The 16,380-nt window shown below is 62.3% G+C and carries 14 protein-coding genes; 11 read left to right on the top strand and 3 right to left on the bottom strand.

Annotated elements, in window-relative coordinates; translation table 11 throughout:
* Positions 1-14 precede the first annotated feature (14 nt).
* A complete protein-coding gene (locus AO692_RS07100; protein WP_054309312.1) occupies positions 15-2,801 on the bottom strand; it encodes an autotransporter outer membrane beta-barrel domain-containing protein in 2,787 nt (928 codons plus the stop codon).
* A 259-nt stretch (positions 2,802-3,060) separates the two neighbouring features.
* On the opposite strand from AO692_RS07100, the gene AO692_RS07095 reads away from it, so the two are divergent.
* The gene (locus AO692_RS07095; RefSeq protein WP_054309311.1) at positions 3,061-4,386 is read left to right on the top strand and encodes a tetratricopeptide repeat protein; all 1,326 of its coding nucleotides are present in this window, start codon (positions 3,061-3,063) and stop codon (positions 4,384-4,386) included.
* 151 nt (positions 4,387-4,537) lie between these two features.
* Positions 4,538-5,989: a xylulokinase gene (xylB, locus tag AO692_RS07090; RefSeq protein ID WP_054309310.1), complete on the top strand. Its 1,452-nt coding sequence runs from the start codon at positions 4,538-4,540 to the stop codon at positions 5,987-5,989.
* 45 nt (positions 5,990-6,034) lie between these two features.
* Here xylB and AO692_RS07085 read toward each other — a convergent pair whose 3' ends face one another.
* A complete protein-coding gene (locus AO692_RS07085) occupies positions 6,035-6,397 on the bottom strand; it encodes a nuclear transport factor 2 family protein (protein WP_054309309.1) in 363 nt (120 codons plus the stop codon).
* A 216-nt stretch (positions 6,398-6,613) separates the two neighbouring features.
* Here AO692_RS07085 and AO692_RS07080 point away from each other — a divergent pair, with 216 nt between their 5' ends.
* The 3 genes from AO692_RS07080 (at position 6,614) to AO692_RS07070 (ending at position 8,418) form a co-directional block, all read left to right on the top strand.
* Positions 6,614-7,141, top strand: a complete 528-nt coding sequence (locus AO692_RS07080) for an N-acetyltransferase (RefSeq protein ID WP_082407236.1) — start codon at positions 6,614-6,616, stop codon at positions 7,139-7,141.
* Positions 7,142-7,291: 150 nt separating this feature from the next.
* A complete protein-coding gene (locus tag AO692_RS07075) occupies positions 7,292-7,495 on the top strand; it encodes a hypothetical protein (RefSeq protein ID WP_054309308.1) in 204 nt (67 codons plus the stop codon).
* An 89-nt stretch (positions 7,496-7,584) separates the two neighbouring features.
* Positions 7,585-8,418 carry a TIGR01458 family HAD-type hydrolase gene (locus tag AO692_RS07070; protein ID WP_348271447.1) on the top strand — a complete coding sequence of 278 codons (834 nt, stop codon included), beginning with the start codon at positions 7,585-7,587 and terminating at the stop codon, positions 8,416-8,418.
* 14 nt (positions 8,419-8,432) lie between these two features.
* Here AO692_RS07070 and AO692_RS07065 read toward each other — a convergent pair whose 3' ends face one another.
* Positions 8,433-9,413 carry a GlxA family transcriptional regulator gene (locus AO692_RS07065; protein WP_054309306.1) on the bottom strand — a complete coding sequence of 327 codons (981 nt, stop codon included), beginning with the start codon at positions 9,411-9,413 and terminating at the stop codon, positions 8,433-8,435.
* A 78-nt stretch (positions 9,414-9,491) separates the two neighbouring features.
* Here AO692_RS07065 and AO692_RS07060 point away from each other — a divergent pair, with 78 nt between their 5' ends.
* The 6 genes from AO692_RS07060 to AO692_RS07035 are packed head-to-tail and all read left to right on the top strand — an operon-like array spanning position 9,492 to position 16,376.
* A complete protein-coding gene (locus AO692_RS07060) occupies positions 9,492-10,409 on the top strand; it encodes a 3-keto-5-aminohexanoate cleavage protein (RefSeq protein WP_054309305.1) in 918 nt (305 codons plus the stop codon).
* A 47-nt stretch (positions 10,410-10,456) separates the two neighbouring features.
* Positions 10,457-11,542: a carnitine 3-dehydrogenase gene (locus AO692_RS07055; protein WP_054309304.1), complete on the top strand. Its 1,086-nt coding sequence runs from the start codon at positions 10,457-10,459 to the stop codon at positions 11,540-11,542.
* A 3-nt stretch (positions 11,543-11,545) separates the two neighbouring features.
* Positions 11,546-12,709, top strand: a complete 1,164-nt coding sequence (locus tag AO692_RS07050) for an acyl-CoA dehydrogenase family protein (protein ID WP_054309303.1) — start codon at positions 11,546-11,548, stop codon at positions 12,707-12,709.
* Between the two features lie 9 nt (positions 12,710-12,718).
* Positions 12,719-13,453 (top strand): DUF2161 family putative PD-(D/E)XK-type phosphodiesterase, encoded by a 735-nt coding sequence (locus tag AO692_RS07045; RefSeq protein WP_054309302.1) that lies wholly within the window; start codon positions 12,719-12,721, stop codon positions 13,451-13,453.
* Positions 13,450-15,609 carry an acetate--CoA ligase family protein gene (locus tag AO692_RS07040; protein ID WP_054309301.1) on the top strand — a complete coding sequence of 720 codons (2,160 nt, stop codon included), beginning with the start codon at positions 13,450-13,452 and terminating at the stop codon, positions 15,607-15,609. The genes AO692_RS07045 and AO692_RS07040 overlap by 4 nt, the downstream gene beginning before the upstream one ends.
* Positions 15,594-16,376 carry a carnitinyl-CoA dehydratase gene (locus AO692_RS07035; RefSeq protein ID WP_054309300.1) on the top strand — a complete coding sequence of 261 codons (783 nt, stop codon included), beginning with the start codon at positions 15,594-15,596 and terminating at the stop codon, positions 16,374-16,376. Before AO692_RS07040 ends, AO692_RS07035 begins: the two co-directional genes overlap by 16 nt.
* Positions 16,377-16,380: the final 4 nt, after the last annotated feature.

Genomic DNA, 16,380 nt, shown 5'->3' with positions numbered 1-16,380 from the left:
CCCGCCCGCCTGGCTTACCATTTCACGCTGAGGCCGAGATTACCTTCCCAGACCCGGCGCTTTTCGCCGCCGAGATTGGTCGTGTAATCGGCAGTCGCAAAGAGGCTCAGCGTTTCCGAGAGCTTCGCCACGACGCCACCGCCGACTTCCAGTGACGTGCCGCCGCGCTCGACCTCGATCGGGTCACTGCCGAAATTGATGCGGTCGGTAGCATCGAAGTCGTGCCAGAGATTGGCTTTCAGGTAAGGTTGCAGGACGGTGGTTCCCATCGGCATTACGCCTTGCAGGCGCAAGCCGAGCCGGCCGGTGACGCTGTCGTCATTGTCGAAGGAGACTGTCGAGAACCGATCTCTCTGCCCGTCCAGCGACAGATGTTGCCAGATCAACTGGGCCTGCGGCTCCAGCGTCCATTCCGACGAGAGCTGGATCGGATAGCCGCCTTCGAGTGACAGTGTGACACCCGTCCCGTCGACATCGATGCCGACATTGCGGTTGGATGTCGCATTGCCGTCGAACCAGGTGCCCATGACAACGCCGTCCAGATACCAGCCACCCGGGCCGATATGGGTCCAGTAGGCGCCAAGGCTGGTAGCGCCGAGGTCGAGGTCGCCGACGCTGAGGTTGTTCCAGCCCAGGGCCTGGCCGCGGATGTCGCCGTCCATGCTGGTATGGCCGATGAACAGGCCTGCACGATTCTCGTGCCCGGTTGGCCCTTCCCAGCCGATCAGGTCGGTACCTGCCTGGAAACCGAACAGATGGCCGTCAAAGGTTGGTGCGATGTTACCGCCCCATTTCATCTCGGCATCCTGGCCGAATACCCGGCCCCAACTGCCCGGCAGCATGCCGACGCCGCCGAGCAAAATCTGCTCGCCGCGCCGCTCATGGAAGGTGCCAAGATTGGCACTCATCAGATAATAGCCGGCCGGTGGCAGCACCGTGTAGGTCGGCACTTCAATACGGTAGAGCGGCACCACGGAGCCGGTCACGCGTGTGGCGCCGGGAGATGGCGGCGTCGCATTGGCCGACAATGGCGGTGTCGTTGGAACGTCAGGTGGCGGCGGCGGCGGATCGGCCGGCGCCACGGCTGGTGGTGGCGGTGGCGCCTCGGGTTGCGCATCGGTCTCGTTGACCGGAGGCGCCGGATCGACCGGATCGGGATCGGCCGGCGTGGCTTCCGGTGGTACGGGCGGCGGCGGTGCTACCGGGGGCGGAGCGGGTGGCTCAGCTTCGGGTGCTATCGGTTGCGGTGGTGGCGGTGTCGGTTCCAGTGGGTCGGGTGCAGGGGCGGGATCAGTGGTGGAGGAAACCAGCGTCGAGCGCAGGTACCAGTTCTCGTTGCTGCCGGCGCTGACGCCGCCCTTGAACAGGTAATATTCATAGGCGCCTGCCGCGACGGGTCCGTTGAGCGCGAAGGCGCTGCTGGTCGTGGTGGCGCCGTTCAGGGCCTGCACCACCATGATGCCGTCTTGTGTGGTGGCGGCGCCCGCGCCGCCGACATTGACGACGGTGACGCTTGTGCTGCCGCTGGCCGTGCCGTTGGAAATGACGAGCTTGTCTGAAGCGGAAGAATCGTCGCCAAGCGCGGTCTGCAGCAACAGCAGCCCGTTGTTGCCGGTGTAGTTGCCGGCAATGGTGAAGGTGTCGGTCAGGCTGTCGCCGCCATTGGTGAGATCGATGCGCCCGGCATTGACGACATTGGCGAGTTGCCCGGCCGTAAACGCAGAGACGCCGCCATTGCCACCGCCGCCGTAAAGCGTGCTGGTTGCATCGACGTTGAGCGTGCCTGTGCCGGTACCGGTATCGCCCAGGGCGAGTGTTCCGCCGAATTTCAGCTCGGTATCGTTGGTGGCGTTGATGGTTTCCCAGTTCTGCAGCCGGGAGACATTGGAAAAATCGACGTTGGAAAGGGTGAGTGCGTCGGTGCCGAGCCCGCCGCTGATCGCTTTCGTTGCGCCGAGATTGCCGTTGTTGAGATTGCTGAGCGTGGCGGTGTCATTGTCTCCGCCGAGGTCGATCGTGCCGTAGATGATGCCGCCACCGTTCCAGTTGAACGTGTCTTCCCCGAAGGAGAGCAGGACATCGCCGCCGATCGAGCCGCCTGTCACAGTCACGCTGTCATTGCCGCCGCTGACGCTGATATTGCCGCTGATCGTGCCGCCCGAAATGATGACGGTATCCTGGTCGAAGCCGGTGACGAGGTTGCGGTCGATGGTGCCGGCGGACATGTTGAAATAGTTCTTGTCGAGCTTCATGTTGACGCGGCCGATGCGGCCGCCGGTCATGACGGCACGGTCGCCATCGTCGAAGAAGTCGACGATGCGCCCATTCGACATGAAGAAGGTGTCGAGCCCGTCGCCTTGGTTGAGCGAGCCGATCTGGCCGCCGGTCATCTGGAAATCGTCGATGCCGGCGCCCTGCTGGACATTGCCGTTCACCGTTCCTGCGCCGATGACGAAGCTGTCCTGGCCGTCGCCCTGTTCCACCGTGCCGGTAATGGTGCCGGACTGCATTTCGATGCGGTCGGCGCCGGGGCCATAGGTGACGTTGCCGGTGATCTGGCCGGTGCCTCCAGCCGGAAACTGCAGGGTGTTGTCGCCAGCGTTATCGACGAGATTCCCAACGGTGGTGCCGCTGTCGCAGATGACGATGTCATTGCCGGGGGTGGATGTGAGGGTGCAGGCCGCCGAGGCAGGTGCCGCAGGAAGGAAACCCAGAAAGAGAGACGTAGAGGCGAGCAATCCGAGTTTTCCGCGCAAGGAAATACTCGCCCGGTCTCGCCGTGCCGATACAGGTTGGCGCATCAATCTGTCCCTCAGGATAATGTTTTCAAATAAACTGCTTACCGACCTTTCCCCTCGACAAACCCCATGACGATCCCCGCACCGTCGATCAGGCCGCCACAAAGAAGCCATGATTTGCACCGCGCCTCCAAACACGGTTTGTTTCCATGGTTTATAAATTGCGAATATTCGGAAATACCTCGAGTTCGCAAAGCCGGACTCTTCTTGAAACATTTTCGCAAAATCGTATGGCTGGAGCCTGTGGACAGGACTGGTCGCCATGACGATCACTGATACATCCGGCCTTGCATTGACGGGCGCCTCGGCGAGTGCTCGGGAGCACTATCTGTGCGGCCTTTCCGAACTGCAGCGTTTCGTCGGTGATCCCGTCGGTTCAGTCGACAGGGCGATTGCCGAGACGCCCGGGTTTGTCATGGCGCATGTGCTGAAAGGCTATCTGTTCGGCCTGTCGACCGAGCGCGAGGCAATGGCCGTCGCGCGCGCTTGCCACGAAGCGGTGCTGCCGCTTGCAACGACAACGCGGGAACAGGGCCATGTCGCCGCGCTCGGTCATCTGGCTGAGGGCCGCTGGCACGAGGCCTCGCGCGTGCTGGAAGAGCTGACGATCGAATTCCCACTCGATGCACTTGCCTTGCAGGCCGGGCATCAGATCGACTTCTTCACCGGCAATGCCCGTATGCTGCGCGACCGCATCGGCCGTGCGCTGCCTGCGTGGGACAGGACGATGCCGGGCTGCCACGCCATTTTCGGCATGCAGGCGTTCGGGTTGGAAGAGATGGGAGATTATCAGCGCGCGGAACAGTTCGGCCGCGCAGCCATCGAGCTCGAACCACGTGACGGCTGGGCACAGCACGCGGTTGCCCATGTCATGGAGATGCAAAGCCGCCAGCGCGACGGCATTGCCTGGATGCATGCGAACAAGGAAGGCTGGACGCGGGAGAGTTTCCTGCAGGTGCACAACTGGTGGCATCTGGCATTGTTCCACTACGACCTTGGTGAGGTGGATGAGGTGCTGTCGCTGTTCGACGGACCGGTCTACGGCAAGCGTTCGACGCTGTCGCTCAACATGGTCGACGCCTCGGCGATCCTGTGGCGCCTGTGTCTCGGCGGCATTGACGTCGGCGATCGCTGGGCTGCCTTGGCCGCAAACTGGGCGCCAAAGGCTGCTGCCGGCAACTACGCGTTCAACGACGCCCATGCCATGATGGCCTTTGTTGGAGCTGGACTGGAGGCGCCGGCGAAAACGCTGCTCGAAACGCAGCGCGAGGCGATGCAGGCGGATGACGACAATGCCGCCTTCACGCGTGATGTCGGTCATCCCGTGACCCTTGCCATGAAAGCCTTCGGCGAAGGTAACTATAAAGAGACGGTGCGGCTGCTGCGGCCGATCCGAGCGGTCGCGCACCGCTTCGGCGGCAGCCACGCGCAGCGCGACGTCATCGATCTGACACTGATCGAGGCCACCTTGCGCGACGGCAACGCGCAGTTGGCGAGAGCGTTGACGGCAGAACGCGCGTTGGCGCGGCCGGAAAGCCCATTGTCGACCTTGTTCACCCGCCGCGCTGTTGCTCTCGGCACGAATTGACCCGGCCAGACCCTTAAAGTAGAACTGGCCAACAATATTTTTCGGATCTCGAAAAATATAAGAATGCGCTGAAGCCGTCTGTTGCCCTAGGTTTGGGGAGGGGTCGACAAGGTGGCACCGGATCGCACGTTGACCGAATGGGGAGGAAGGCATGTATCTCGGGCTCGATCTCGGCACCTCCGGCGTCAAGGCGCTGCTGATTGACGACAGGCAAGCCATTATCGGCTCAGGCCATGCCTCCCTGGACGTTTCACGTCCACATCACGGCTGGTCGGAGCAGGATCCATCCGAGTGGGTTCGTGCCTGCCGCGAGGCAATCGCCGAGCTGAGGGCGAGCCACGCCAAGGAATTCTCGTCGATCAAAGGCATCGGCCTGTCCGGCCAGATGCATGGCGCGACGCTGCTCGACGCCGCCGATTCCGTGCTGCGGCCTTGCATCCTGTGGAACGACACGCGCAGCTTTGCCGAAGCCGCGAAACTCGATGCCGATCCACGTTTCCGCAAGCTCACCGGCAACATTGTCTTTCCGGGGTTCACCGCACCGAAGCTCGCCTGGGTGAAGGCGAACGAGCCGGCCATTTTCGCCAAGGTCGCGAAGATCTTGCTGCCGAAGGACTATCTGAGGCTCTGGCTGACCGGCGAGCACATTTCCGAAATGTCGGATTCGGCGGGCACCTCTTGGCTCGATGTCGAAAAGCGGCGTTGGTCGGGAGAGCTTCTGGCCGTGACGGAACTCGACGAGAAACACATGCCAGCCCTTGCCGAGGGCACCGAGAAGGCAGGGGAGCTGCGTGCTGAGCTCGCCTCGGAATGGGGCGTGAATGCCGGTATTTCGGTTGCCGGCGGGGCCGGCGACAACGCCGCCTCCGCTTGCGGCATGGGCGCGGTCGGAGCAGGGCACGCTTTCGTTTCGTTGGGCACGTCAGGCGTGCTGTTTGCCGCTAACGCTTCCTATCTGCCCAATCCGGAAAGCGCGGTGCACACCTTCTGCCATGCCTTGCCGGCAACCTGGCACCAGATGGGCGTCATCCTGTCGGCAACGGACTCGCTCAACTGGCTTTCGGGCATCACCGGCAAGAGCGCAGGCGAACTGACCGGCGAACTCGGCGATGCACTCAAGGCGCCCGGGGGCGTCACCTTCCTGCCTTATCTGTCGGGCGAGCGCACGCCGCACAACGATGCGGCCATTCGCGGCGCCTTTGTCGGGCTCGGGCATGAATCGCATAGGGCTGCCTTGACCCAGGCGGTTCTGGAGGGCGTTGCCTTTGCCTTCCGCGACAGTCTGGAAGCGCTGCATCGGGCTGGCACGACGCTGGAGCGCGTGACGGCGATCGGCGGCGGTTCGCGCTCGCGCTATTGGCTGAAGGCGATCGCCACCGCGCTTGGCATTCCGGTCGATGTTCCCGCCGATGGTGATTTTGGCGCCGCCTTTGGCGCCGCGCGGCTTGGCCTCATCGCGGCAAGCGGCGCAGATCCGCTTGCTGTCTGCACCGGTCCAGCCATTGCCGCCACCATCGAACCGGAGACGGCTTTGGCTGGTGCTTTCGAGGACGCTTACAAACGCTATCGCGCGCTTTATCCTGCGATCCGCAGCGCGGTGTGAGCACCAGCCCTCCCCCGTCGAGGGGAGGGCAGAAATAGAGCAGATTTATTGCGCCGGCACCTTGTCGAGAAAGCCGGTGACGCTTTTCAATCGGCCATTTTCGATCACACCGATATCTGTGCCTTCGATCACCGAATCCACGCCTTCGGGGCCCAGATTCCACGAGAAGCGAATGTAATCGCCGAAGCCGTCCGGGGTACCGCGCAGCGAAAAGCGAAAACCCGGGAACTGCTGTTGAACGCCCTCGATCAACTGGGTCATGCCATCGTGCCCGTCGCCCTGCATGATCGGGTCGCGATAGCTGACATTCTGGACGAAGGTTGTGTCGAGCAGGCTGGCGCGGCGTGCGGCATCGGTCTCATTCCAGGCGGCGACATAGTTCTGGGCGATGGCGGTCAGGTCGGTCATGGTCTGTTTCCTTTGTTTCGGGTTTGACGCTGACCTTTTCCCCCGTCCGCAAACCGGAACCAATTACGCGACAGGTAATCGGCGCGATGTTTGTTTGTCGGGTCGTACCGCGCTGGTTCAGTACACGGAGGAAGAAGAGGCTTGCGAAAGGCGTCGCTCCGGGCGAGACCGCCCAATTGATAGGGCGCTGGCATCCGATCAGCAGGAGCACACGGAATGGCAACGGATGACGCACTGCAGACGGCCGGAAGGAAAGCGCCCAAGGTTATGATCCGGCGCGCGGCCGAGACAGACTTTCCGGATTTGAAGCGTATCCTGCGTGAAACCTTCGAAAGCACCTGGCGGCCGGAAATCACGCTTGAGGCTGCACGGCGCTATCTCGAGACGGATGTCGGTGGCACCTTCGTCGATGCACAGGGGCTCGATTTCCTCATTGCCATCGTCGATGGCGAGGTAGCCGGACTGGTGAGCTGGCAGGACGATTTCATCGATGCCTTGCATGTCGGCACGCGCCACCAGCGCCTTGGCATCGGCCGCGCGTTGATGAATGAAGCCGAAAAGGCCATCCGCGCGGCAGGCCAAACCCAGGTGCGATTGGAAACCGACAGCTTCAATGCGCGCAGCCAGGCTTTTTACAGGGCACTCGGCTATGAGGAGAAGGATCGCTATCCCGATCTGGAGTGGGAGAGCGGTTTGACGACGGTGCTGTTCGGAAAGAAATTCCAGAATCTATTAGTCGAGTAATCGATGGTGAAATGAAATCACCATTTCTGCACGTTTTCGTGACGCAATTTTCTCAAACTGCCTTTCAATCGCCTTGAGCTTGCCTTCAAGAAGCCGTCACAGGTTTCCTATATACAGGCCTCGCCAGCACGAATCGAAAGGAGGCGAAGAATGCAGACCGAACACGAAATCGACGCCCTTCTGTCGCGTGAGCATGCAGGCTCGATCATCGACCGGCTGATGTCGATGCCGCGCCCTACCAGCGACGCCAAAGTGTCGAACGAATGGGATCGCGCGGTGGCCGGCCGCTTCGAAGCGCATCTTGCCAGGCAAATGCGCGATTGGATCGACGGCGACCGTCGTACCGCCGCGTAGCCAACCGACTGCAATCACCAAAAGCAAAAATCGGGCATAGATCCACCCGGCACCGTGTTTGTCATCACAAGCAAAATTTGTGATGCGGGATGCGGAAGGTCGAAAGAGTACTCGCATGGTTTGACGAGACGGACTTCGCTCGTCATCATCCAGCAATGCTGCGTGCCGTGCTCCTCGACCTTGCCGGCGTGGTCTATGACGGTGAAGCCCCTATAGCGGGTTCCGCCGAAGCGATCAGTCGGTTGCGTGCCGCTGGTCTGCCGGTTCGGTTTGTCAGCAACACGACCCGCACGCCGCGGCGGGCGCTTGTCGAGCAACTCGCCGGCCTCGGGATTTCGGTTGCCGACCATGAGGTCATCACACCCGCCGGTGCGGCCATTGCCTGGCTGAAGAAGAACCATCGTACACCCCATCTTGTCGTCCATCCGAAGCTCGCGCCCGAATTCGAGGGGCTGCAATTCCATGGGAGGCCCGCGGTGGTATTGGGCGATGGCGGCGAATCCTTCGACTATGGCGTGCTCAACGGCGCATTCCGCCAATTGATGGCGGGAGCCGATTTCCTCGCGCTTGCCAACAACCGCGTGTTCAAAGACAGCGATGGCCAACCCAGCCTGGACGCCGGCGCTTTCGTGGCGGCGCTTGAGTTCGCCACCGGCGTCAAGGCCACCGTCATCGGCAAACCCGCGCCGGAGTTCTTCCATGCTGCGCTGGAAGACATGGATTGCAGACCCGAACAGGCGGCAATGGTTGGAGACGATGCAGAAAGCGATGTGGCCGGTGCCTTGGCAGCAGGTTTGAAGACGGCTCTCCTCGTGCGCACCGGCAAATACCGCGCCGGTGACGAAACGCGCTTCGAACCACCGCCGACCGTCGTGGTGGAGGACCTCGCTGCCGCGGTCGATTGGCTGCTCGCGAACGGCTGATTTTCGCTGGGGAACTATTTCTGCCTGAACCGTGTCGGTGCCTCGCCGAAAGCGCGGGAGAAGGCGCGAGAGAATGCGGCGGCGGAGGAAAATCCTGTGCGCGCGCCGATATCGGCCATGGCCACGCGTGTGTCGACGACCAGGCGGCGGGCGGCATTGAGGCGGAGCCTCAGATAATAGGCGCCGGGCGTCTCGCCGATGGAGCGGAAGAAAATGGTCTCCAATGTCCGTGTCGTTACGCCCGTACGTCTGGCAATCGCCGAAATCGTCAGTGGCTGGTCGACATGCGCCTCCATCAGCCGGATTGCCTGGGCAAGACGGGGATCGTAACCGTCGAGCCGACCGAGCGAGACGAGCGGCTGTGCGTCGGTTGCGGCGCGTGCCTGATCGTAGATGAAGACGCTGGCGACATCGAGCGCCACCGCCATGCCGAGCCGCGAACGCACCAGATGCAGCATCAGGTCGAAGGTCGGAGAGGCGCCGCCCGAGGTGAAGACCGGTCCGTCGATGACATAACGGTCGGGTCGCACGTCGGTGCCCGGGAAGGCGGACATGAAATCCTCCATGTCTTCCCAATGCGTGGTGGCGTTGCGCCCTTCCAGCAGGCCGGCGCGCGCGACCAGCCAGGTTCCTGCTTCGACACCGCCTACGGCGCGCGCGGTGCGCGCCGCGCGCCTGAGGCCGGCCAGGAGTGCGGAGGTCGCATAATTCTGGGTGCCGAAGCCGGCGATCACCACCAGCATGTCAGTCGCTTCCGCTGGATCGAAACGTCCTGAGACGGCAACGGGCAGACCGCAGGTGGTCACCGGCGCGTCGCCGGTCATGGAGACAAGCCGATAGTCGAACAGCGTCTCGCCGGTGATACGATTGGCTGCGCGCAGTGGATCGAGTGCGGAAGCCACGCACATGATCGACGCACCGGAGAAGACAAGGAACGTCACCCTGAGCGACGCGCGCTCGGCAAGAAAGATTGATGGTCTTTCGATTTTTGCCATGTTTGTTTCGTAAAACGCAAAACAGACTTCCACAAGCGGCGCAATGATCGGTCAAAAGCATTTCGGGAGGAAAAGCGAATGCCGCTTGCGATGAACCGCGAGGTTTTCATTACCTGTGCCGTCACCGGGTCCGGCGGCACGCAGGACCGCAGCCCACATGTGCCCCGTTCGCCCAAGCAGATCGCCGATTCTGCCATCGAGGCGGCCAAGGCGGGCGCTGCGATCGTCCACTGTCATGTGCGCGATCCCGAAACCGGCAAGCCACGTCGCGACGTTCATCTCTATCGCGAGGTCACCGAGCGCATCCGCGACGCCAATGTCGACGTCGTGCTGAATCTGACCGCCGGCATGGGTGGCGACATGGTGTTCGGCGATGTCGAAAATCCGCTTCCGTTGAAGGAACAGGGTACCGACATGGGTGGGGCGTCCAACCGCGTCGAACATGTGCGCCAGTGCCTGCCGGAAATCTGCACGCTCGATTGCGGAACGATGAATTTCAACGAAGCCGATTATGTCATGACCAACACGCCCGGCATGCTGCGCGCCATGGGCGGCATGATGACGGCTATGGGCGTGAAGCCCGAGATCGAGGCCTTCGATACCGGCCACCTCTGGTTCGCCAAGCAACTGGTGGAAGAGAAGGTGCTGGCGCCCGATGCGCTGGTGCAACTGTGCATGGGCGTGCCATGGGGCGCACCGGATGACCTGAACACCTTCATGGCGATGGTCAACAACGTGCCGAAGGAATGGACGTTCTCGGCCTTCGCGCTCGGCCGCAATCAGATGGCCTATGCTGCGGCGGCCGTGCTGGCCGGCGGCAATGTGCGTGTCGGGCTGGAGGACAATCTCTGGCTGGACAAGGGTGTTCTTGCCACCAATGCGCAACTGGTCGAGCGTGCGGTCGGTATTGTTGAGAATCTCGGCGCTCGCGTGATCGGGCCGGAGGAAGTGCGCAAGAAGCTCAACCTCACCAAGCGCGCGCCGCTGGCGGCGTGAGCCAGACGACTTCACAAAACCTTGAAGCCCTTTCGGGAAATGACACAATGACAATCGAAAAAGCGGCCGCCATTGGCGGTGGGGTCATCGGTGCGGGCTGGGTCGCGCGCCTTCTGCTCAACGGCATAGACGTTTCGATTTTCGATCCCGATCCGGAGGCGTCGCGCAAGGTCGGCGAGGTGATGAAGGGCGCGCGCCGTGCTTATAAGCAGATGCTGCCGGGCGGTCTGCCCAAGGAAGGCAAGCTCACCTTCGCCAAGACGATCGCAGAAGCGGTGACCGACGCCGATTTCATCCAGGAAAGCGTGCCGGAACGGCTCGACCTGAAGCACAAGGTGCTGGCCGAGATCGATCTCCACGCACCGGCCAATTCGATCATCGGTTCGTCCACTTCTGGAATCAAGCCGTCCGACATGCAGGTGGCGATGAAGAAACACCCGGAGCGGCTGGTCGTGGGCCATCCGTTCAATCCGGTCTATCTGCTGCCGCTTGTCGAGATCGTCGGCGGCGCGCAGACGTTCCCGGAGGCGATCGAGGTCGCCAAGGAAATCTATTCGTCCATCGGTATGAAGCCGGTGGTCATCCGCAAGGAGATCGAGGCTTTCGTTGGCGATCGTCTGCTTGAAGCAGCCTGGCGCGAGGCGCTCTGGCTGATCAAGGACGGCATCTGCACCGTCGAGGAACTCGACGACATCATGCGTTACTCCTTTGGTCTGCGCTGGGCGCAGATGGGAATGTTCCAGGTCTACCGCATCGCCGGCGGCGAAGCCGGCATGCGCCACTTCATGGCGCAGTTCGGGCCTTGCCTGAAATGGCCCTGGACCAAGCTGATGGATGTGCCGGAATTCAACGATGAATTGGTCGATCTGATTGCCGGTCAGTCGGATGAACAGTCCTCGAAATGGTCGATCCGCGAGCTTGAAAAGATCCGCGACGACAATCTCGTCGCGATCATGGAAGCGCTGTCGAAGCAGAACAAGGGCAAGGGCTGGGGCGCTGGCGCGCTGCACAAGGATTATACGAAGCGGCTCGCCACGCTGGCCGCTTCGACGACTTCGAAGGCGGCGGCGAAGTCCAAGGCGACCAAGCCGGTGAAGAAGATCGTCAAGAAGCCTGCCGGAAAGAGGGGGTGAGCCATGCATTTCGGCCTGACCGAAGAACAGCAGCTCATCGTCGATACCACGCGCGCTTTCGTCGAGAACGAGCTCTATCCGTATGAGCTGGAGGTCGAGCGCAGCGGCCACCTGCGCATGGACCTGATCAAGGAGTTGCAGGCCAAGGCGATGGCGGCCGGCCTCTATGCCGCCAACATGCCGGCCGATGTCGGCGGTGCCGGCCTGGATACGCTGACCTGGCTGCTCTACGAGAAGGAATTGGGCCGCGCCAACTACGCGCTGCACTGGACCTGTGTGGCGCGGCCATCGAACATCCTGCTCGCCGGCACTGACGCGCAGCGCGAGAAATATCTCTTCCCCTGCATTCGCGGCGAGAAGTGGGATTGCCTGGCCATGACCGAGCCGGGAGCGGGTTCCGACCTGCGCGGCATGAAGGCGAGTGCGGTCGAAAAAGGCGGCGATTGGGTGCTGAACGGCACCAAGCATTTCATTTCTCACGCCGACATCGCCGATTTCGCCATCTGCTTCATGGCTTCGGGCGAAGAGGACAGCCCGCGCGGCAAGCGCAAGAAGATCACGGCCTTCTTCGTCGACAAGGGCACGCCCGGTTTCACCGTGCGCGATGGCTACCGTAACGTCTCGCATCGCGGCTATACCAATTCGGTGCTGGAGTTCGATGACTGCCGCATCCCGAAGGAGCAGATCCTGGGAGAGGTCCACAAAGGTTTCGAGGTCGCCAACAGCTGGCTGGGCGCCACTCGCCTGCAGGTCGGGGCCACTTGCCTCGGTCGTGCCGAGCGCGCACTGCAGCATGCCATCGACTATGCAGCGCAGCGCGAGCAGTTCGGCCAGCAGATCGGCAAGTTCCAGGGCGTTTCCTTCAAGCTGGCCGACATGGCGACGGAGCTCAAGGCAGCGAACCTGATGGTGATGGAGGCCGGCTGGAAATACGATCAGGGCTCGGTGACCGATCAGGACATGGCAATGGCGAAGCTCAAGGCCACCGAAGTCCTGGCCTATATCGCCGACGAAGCGATCCAGATCCATGGCGGCATGGGCCTGATGGATGACCTGCCGCTGGAACGCATCTGGCGCGACGCCCGCGTCGAGCGCATCTGGGAAGGCACGTCCGAAATCCAGCGCCACATCATTTCGCGTGCTTTGCTGAGGGCGGTTGGGGGATAGTCCAGCGCCATGGCGAAGACCGGAATCAGGGAAACCGACCTCTACCTGCCTGTAAAACGTTTGCTCGAAACGCAGGGTTATAGGGTGAAAGGCGAGGTCGGCGCTGCCGACATCGTGGCCATCCGCGATGGCGACGATCCGGTCATTGTCGAACTGAAAGCTGGCTTCTCACTGTCCTTGTTCCATCAGGCGATCCAGCGCCAGGCAATCAGCGATGCGGTCTATGTCGCCGTGCCGCGTGGAGCCGGCCGAGCCTCGTTGAAGGCACTGGTCGAAAACCGGAAACTTTGTCGGCGGCTGGGTCTTGGCCTGATTACTGTCCGGCTCGCCGACGGCTTTACCGAAATCCATTGCGATCCGGCGCCGTACAAGCCGCGCCAGTCGAAGCCACGCAAGACCAGACTGCTGCGCGAATTCGAAAGACTGATCGGCGATCCCAACCTCGGCGGCGCGACCCGCCGCAACCTTGTGACGGGATATCGCCAGGAGGCGCTCCGCTGCCTTAAACTGCTCGATGAGCAAGGGCCGACAAAGGCAGCCAAGGTTGCGCAGCAGACCAGCATCGCTCATGCGCGCCGCCTGATGGCCGACAACCACTATGGATGGTTCGAGCGGACTGGCACCGGCATCTATGCCTTGAGCCCCAAGGGTGTGAAGGCGACGACGGAATATCTGACCGAACTCGAAAATCTCCGCGCGGTGACACTCGGCGCGGACAACGCATCCGTGATTACCGAACCATGACATTGCCCCACATTCGCGACCTCTCACGCCTGCTCCGTCCGAAATCCATCGCGGTGGTCGGTGGTGGCTTCTTTGCTCCCAATGTCGTCAAGCAATCGCTCAAGATGGGCTTTGCCGGGGACATCTGGCCGATCCATCCAAGCAGGGAAGAGGTGGCGGGGATCAAGGCCTATCGCTCTCTCTCGGATTTGCCGCATGCGCCTGACGCCACCTTCATCGGCGTCAACAGGCATCTCACCATCGATGTGGTGCGCGAGCTGAATGAGCGAGGCGCCGGCGGCGCCATCTGTTTCGCTGCCGGCTTTCGCGAGACCGCGCACTACGAGGCGGAGGGACAGGATCTGCAGCAAGCGCTGATCGAAGCGGCGGGCGACATGCCGATCATCGGTCCGAACTGCTACGGATTGATCAATTATGCCGATGGCGCCTTGTTGTGGCCGGATCAGCATGGCGGTCGCCGTCTGCTGGAGGGCGAGAAGGGTGCCGCCATCATCACCCAATCCTCCAACATCGCCTGCAACCTGACCATGCAGACGCGAGGCCTGCCGGTGGCTTTCCTGATGACGGCGGGAAACCAGGCCCAAACCGGTCTTTCCGAAATGGCGCTCGGCCTGATCGAGGACGAGCGCGTCTCCTGTCTTGGCCTGCATATCGAGGGCTTCGACAAGGTCGACGGCTTCGAACGGCTGGCTGCCAGGGCACAGGAGTTGAAGAAACCGATCGTGGCCATGAAGGTCGGCCGCTCGGAACAGGCGCGCGCCGCCACCATCTCGCACACCGCTTCGCTCGCCGGTTCGGATGCGGCGTCCGATGCCTTCCTGAAACGCCTCGGCATTCCGCGTGTCGATACCATCCCGTCGTTCCTGGAAACGCTGAAACTGCTGCACGCGGTCGGACCGCTCTCGAAGCCCACGCTGTCTTCGATGAGCTGCTCCGGTGGTGAGGCGTCTGTCATGGCCGATACCGCAGAGGGACGGCGCGTGTATTTCCCTGCATTGACGGAAGCGCACAGGGCGCGTCTGCAGGAGACGCTCGGGCCGCTGGTCGCCGTTGCCAACCCGCTAGACTACAACACCTACATCTGGGGCAAGCAGGACGCGCTGACGGCAACGTTCTCGGCCATGGCATCCGGCGGTTTTGGCCTGAATTTTCTGGTGCTGGATTTTCCGCGCACGGACCGCTGCTCCGACGCCGACTGGTGGCCGACGGTCAATGCATTCGAGGCCGCGCTGAAGGCCAATCGTGCGCACGGCGCCATCGTCGCCTCGATGGGCGAGAATCTGTCGGAAGATCATTCGGTCGAATTGCTCAGGCGTGGGATCGTCCCGATCCACGGCATTGCCGAGGCATTCGATGCGGCCGAGGCAGCCGTGTTTGTCGCGGAAGCGTGGAAACGCCCGTCTTCGCCATCCGTTGGGGGGAGTGGTTCCGAACATGACGCAGGCGGAAGTGTCGCGCCAGTGCGGCAACCGGACGAAGCCATTGCCAAGGCCATGCTGGCGGTTGCCGGCCTGCCGGTGCCGCAAGGCCGACGGGTGGCGAATGTCGCCGAGGCGGTGGTCGCGGCCGAGGCACTCGGCTTTCCGGTGGCGCTCAAGGCGCTCGGTGTGGCGCACAAGAGCGAACTCGGCGCTGTGCGCCTCAATTTGAAGAATGCCGAGGATATACGCGATGCGGCCACGGCATTGCTGCCCCTCGGCAACGGCCTTTATGTCGAGGCGATGGTGACCGGCGGCGTTGCCGAACTGATCGTTGGACTGACCCGCGACCCGGTCTTCGGCCCCGTGATGACGGTCGGCACCGGTGGCGTGCTGGTGGAACTTTTGAAGGACAGCGCCACGCTGCTCCTGCCGACCGCGCGCGGTGAGATCGAAGCAGCGCTCCGCAGCCTGCGCATGTTCCCGCTACTCGATGGCTATCGCGGCCGTCCCAAGGCCGATCTGGATGCCGCCGTTGCGGCAATCGAGAAGATTGCCCGTTTCGCCATGGCCCATGCCGGCGGGATCGAGGAATTGGACATCAATCCATTGATCGTCTGCGCCGAAGGCAAGGGGGCGTGGATTGCAGACGCGTTGCTGGTGGTGGCCACTCAGCAACTTGCCGAAAAGACTATCGGCGTTCTGGCCGAAGGAGAAAAAGAATGTCTGACGTCGTAAGAACCCGCCGCGAAGGTGTCATCCTCGAAGTCACGCTCGACCGGCCGAAGGCAAATGCCATCGACCTGAAGACCTCACGTCTGTTGGGCGAAACCTTCAAGGCGTTCCGCGACGATCCGGAACTGCGCATCGCCATCGTCAAGACGGCCGGCGACAAGTTCTTTTCGGCCGGCTGGGATCTGAAGGCTGCCGCGGCCGGTGACGCCGTGGACGGGGACTATGGTGTCGGCGGCTTTGCCGGCCTGCAGGAGCTGCGTGATCTGAACAAGCCGGTCATTGCCTGCGTCAACGGCATGGCAGTGGGCGGCGGCTTCGAACTGGCGCTCTCCTGCGACCTCATCTACGCTTCGGATCATGCCAGTTTTGCGCTGCCCGAGATTCGCGCCGGTACGCTGGCGGATGCCGCGACCATCAAGCTGCCGAAGCGGATTCCCTATCACGTCGCCATGGACCTGCTGCTTACCGGCCGCTGGATGGATGTGCAGGAGGCGCATCGCTGGGGTCTGGTCAACGAGGTGCTGCCGGCTGACAAACTGGAGGATCGCGTCTGGGAGATTGCTCGTCTGCTCGCCGGCGGCCCGCCATTGGTCTTTGCCGCCATCAAGGAAGTGGCCCGCGCCGCCGAGACGATGGGTTTCCAGGAGACGATGAACCGCATCACCAAGCGGCAATTCCGCACGGTCGACGAACTCTATGCTTCGGAAGACAATCTGGAAGGCTTCAAAGCCTTCGCGGAAAAGCGCGATCCGGTGTGGAAGGGCAAGTGAGCGG

Source organism: Mesorhizobium sp. 1M-11 (genome assembly GCF_001303895.1).
Lineage (GTDB): Bacteria > Pseudomonadota > Alphaproteobacteria > Rhizobiales > Rhizobiaceae > Mesorhizobium.
The sequence above is the reverse complement of the archived record's forward strand: the minus strand, read 5'-3'. Positions and strand labels throughout refer to the sequence as shown.

Coding starts and splice junctions, on each gene's coding strand:
- AO692_RS07100 (WP_054309312.1), bottom strand. CDS start 2,801: ATGCGCCAACCTGTATCGGCACGGCGAGACCGGGCGAGTATTTCCTTG.
- AO692_RS07095 (WP_054309311.1), top strand. CDS start 3,061: ATGACGATCACTGATACATCCGGCCTTGCATTGACGGGCGCCTCGGCG.
- xylB (WP_054309310.1), top strand. CDS start 4,538: ATGTATCTCGGGCTCGATCTCGGCACCTCCGGCGTCAAGGCGCTGCTG.
- AO692_RS07085 (WP_054309309.1), bottom strand. CDS start 6,397: ATGACCGACCTGACCGCCATCGCCCAGAACTATGTCGCCGCCTGGAAT.
- AO692_RS07080 (WP_082407236.1), top strand. CDS start 6,614: ATGGCAACGGATGACGCACTGCAGACGGCCGGAAGGAAAGCGCCCAAG.
- AO692_RS07075 (WP_054309308.1), top strand. CDS start 7,292: ATGCAGACCGAACACGAAATCGACGCCCTTCTGTCGCGTGAGCATGCA.
- AO692_RS07070 (WP_348271447.1), top strand. CDS start 7,585: ATGCGGAAGGTCGAAAGAGTACTCGCATGGTTTGACGAGACGGACTTC.
- AO692_RS07065 (WP_054309306.1), bottom strand. CDS start 9,413: ATGGCAAAAATCGAAAGACCATCAATCTTTCTTGCCGAGCGCGCGTCG.
- AO692_RS07060 (WP_054309305.1), top strand. CDS start 9,492: ATGCCGCTTGCGATGAACCGCGAGGTTTTCATTACCTGTGCCGTCACC.
- AO692_RS07055 (WP_054309304.1), top strand. CDS start 10,457: ATGACAATCGAAAAAGCGGCCGCCATTGGCGGTGGGGTCATCGGTGCG.
- AO692_RS07050 (WP_054309303.1), top strand. CDS start 11,546: ATGCATTTCGGCCTGACCGAAGAACAGCAGCTCATCGTCGATACCACG.
- AO692_RS07045 (WP_054309302.1), top strand. CDS start 12,719: ATGGCGAAGACCGGAATCAGGGAAACCGACCTCTACCTGCCTGTAAAA.
- AO692_RS07040 (WP_054309301.1), top strand. CDS start 13,450: ATGACATTGCCCCACATTCGCGACCTCTCACGCCTGCTCCGTCCGAAA.
- AO692_RS07035 (WP_054309300.1), top strand. CDS start 15,594: ATGTCTGACGTCGTAAGAACCCGCCGCGAAGGTGTCATCCTCGAAGTC.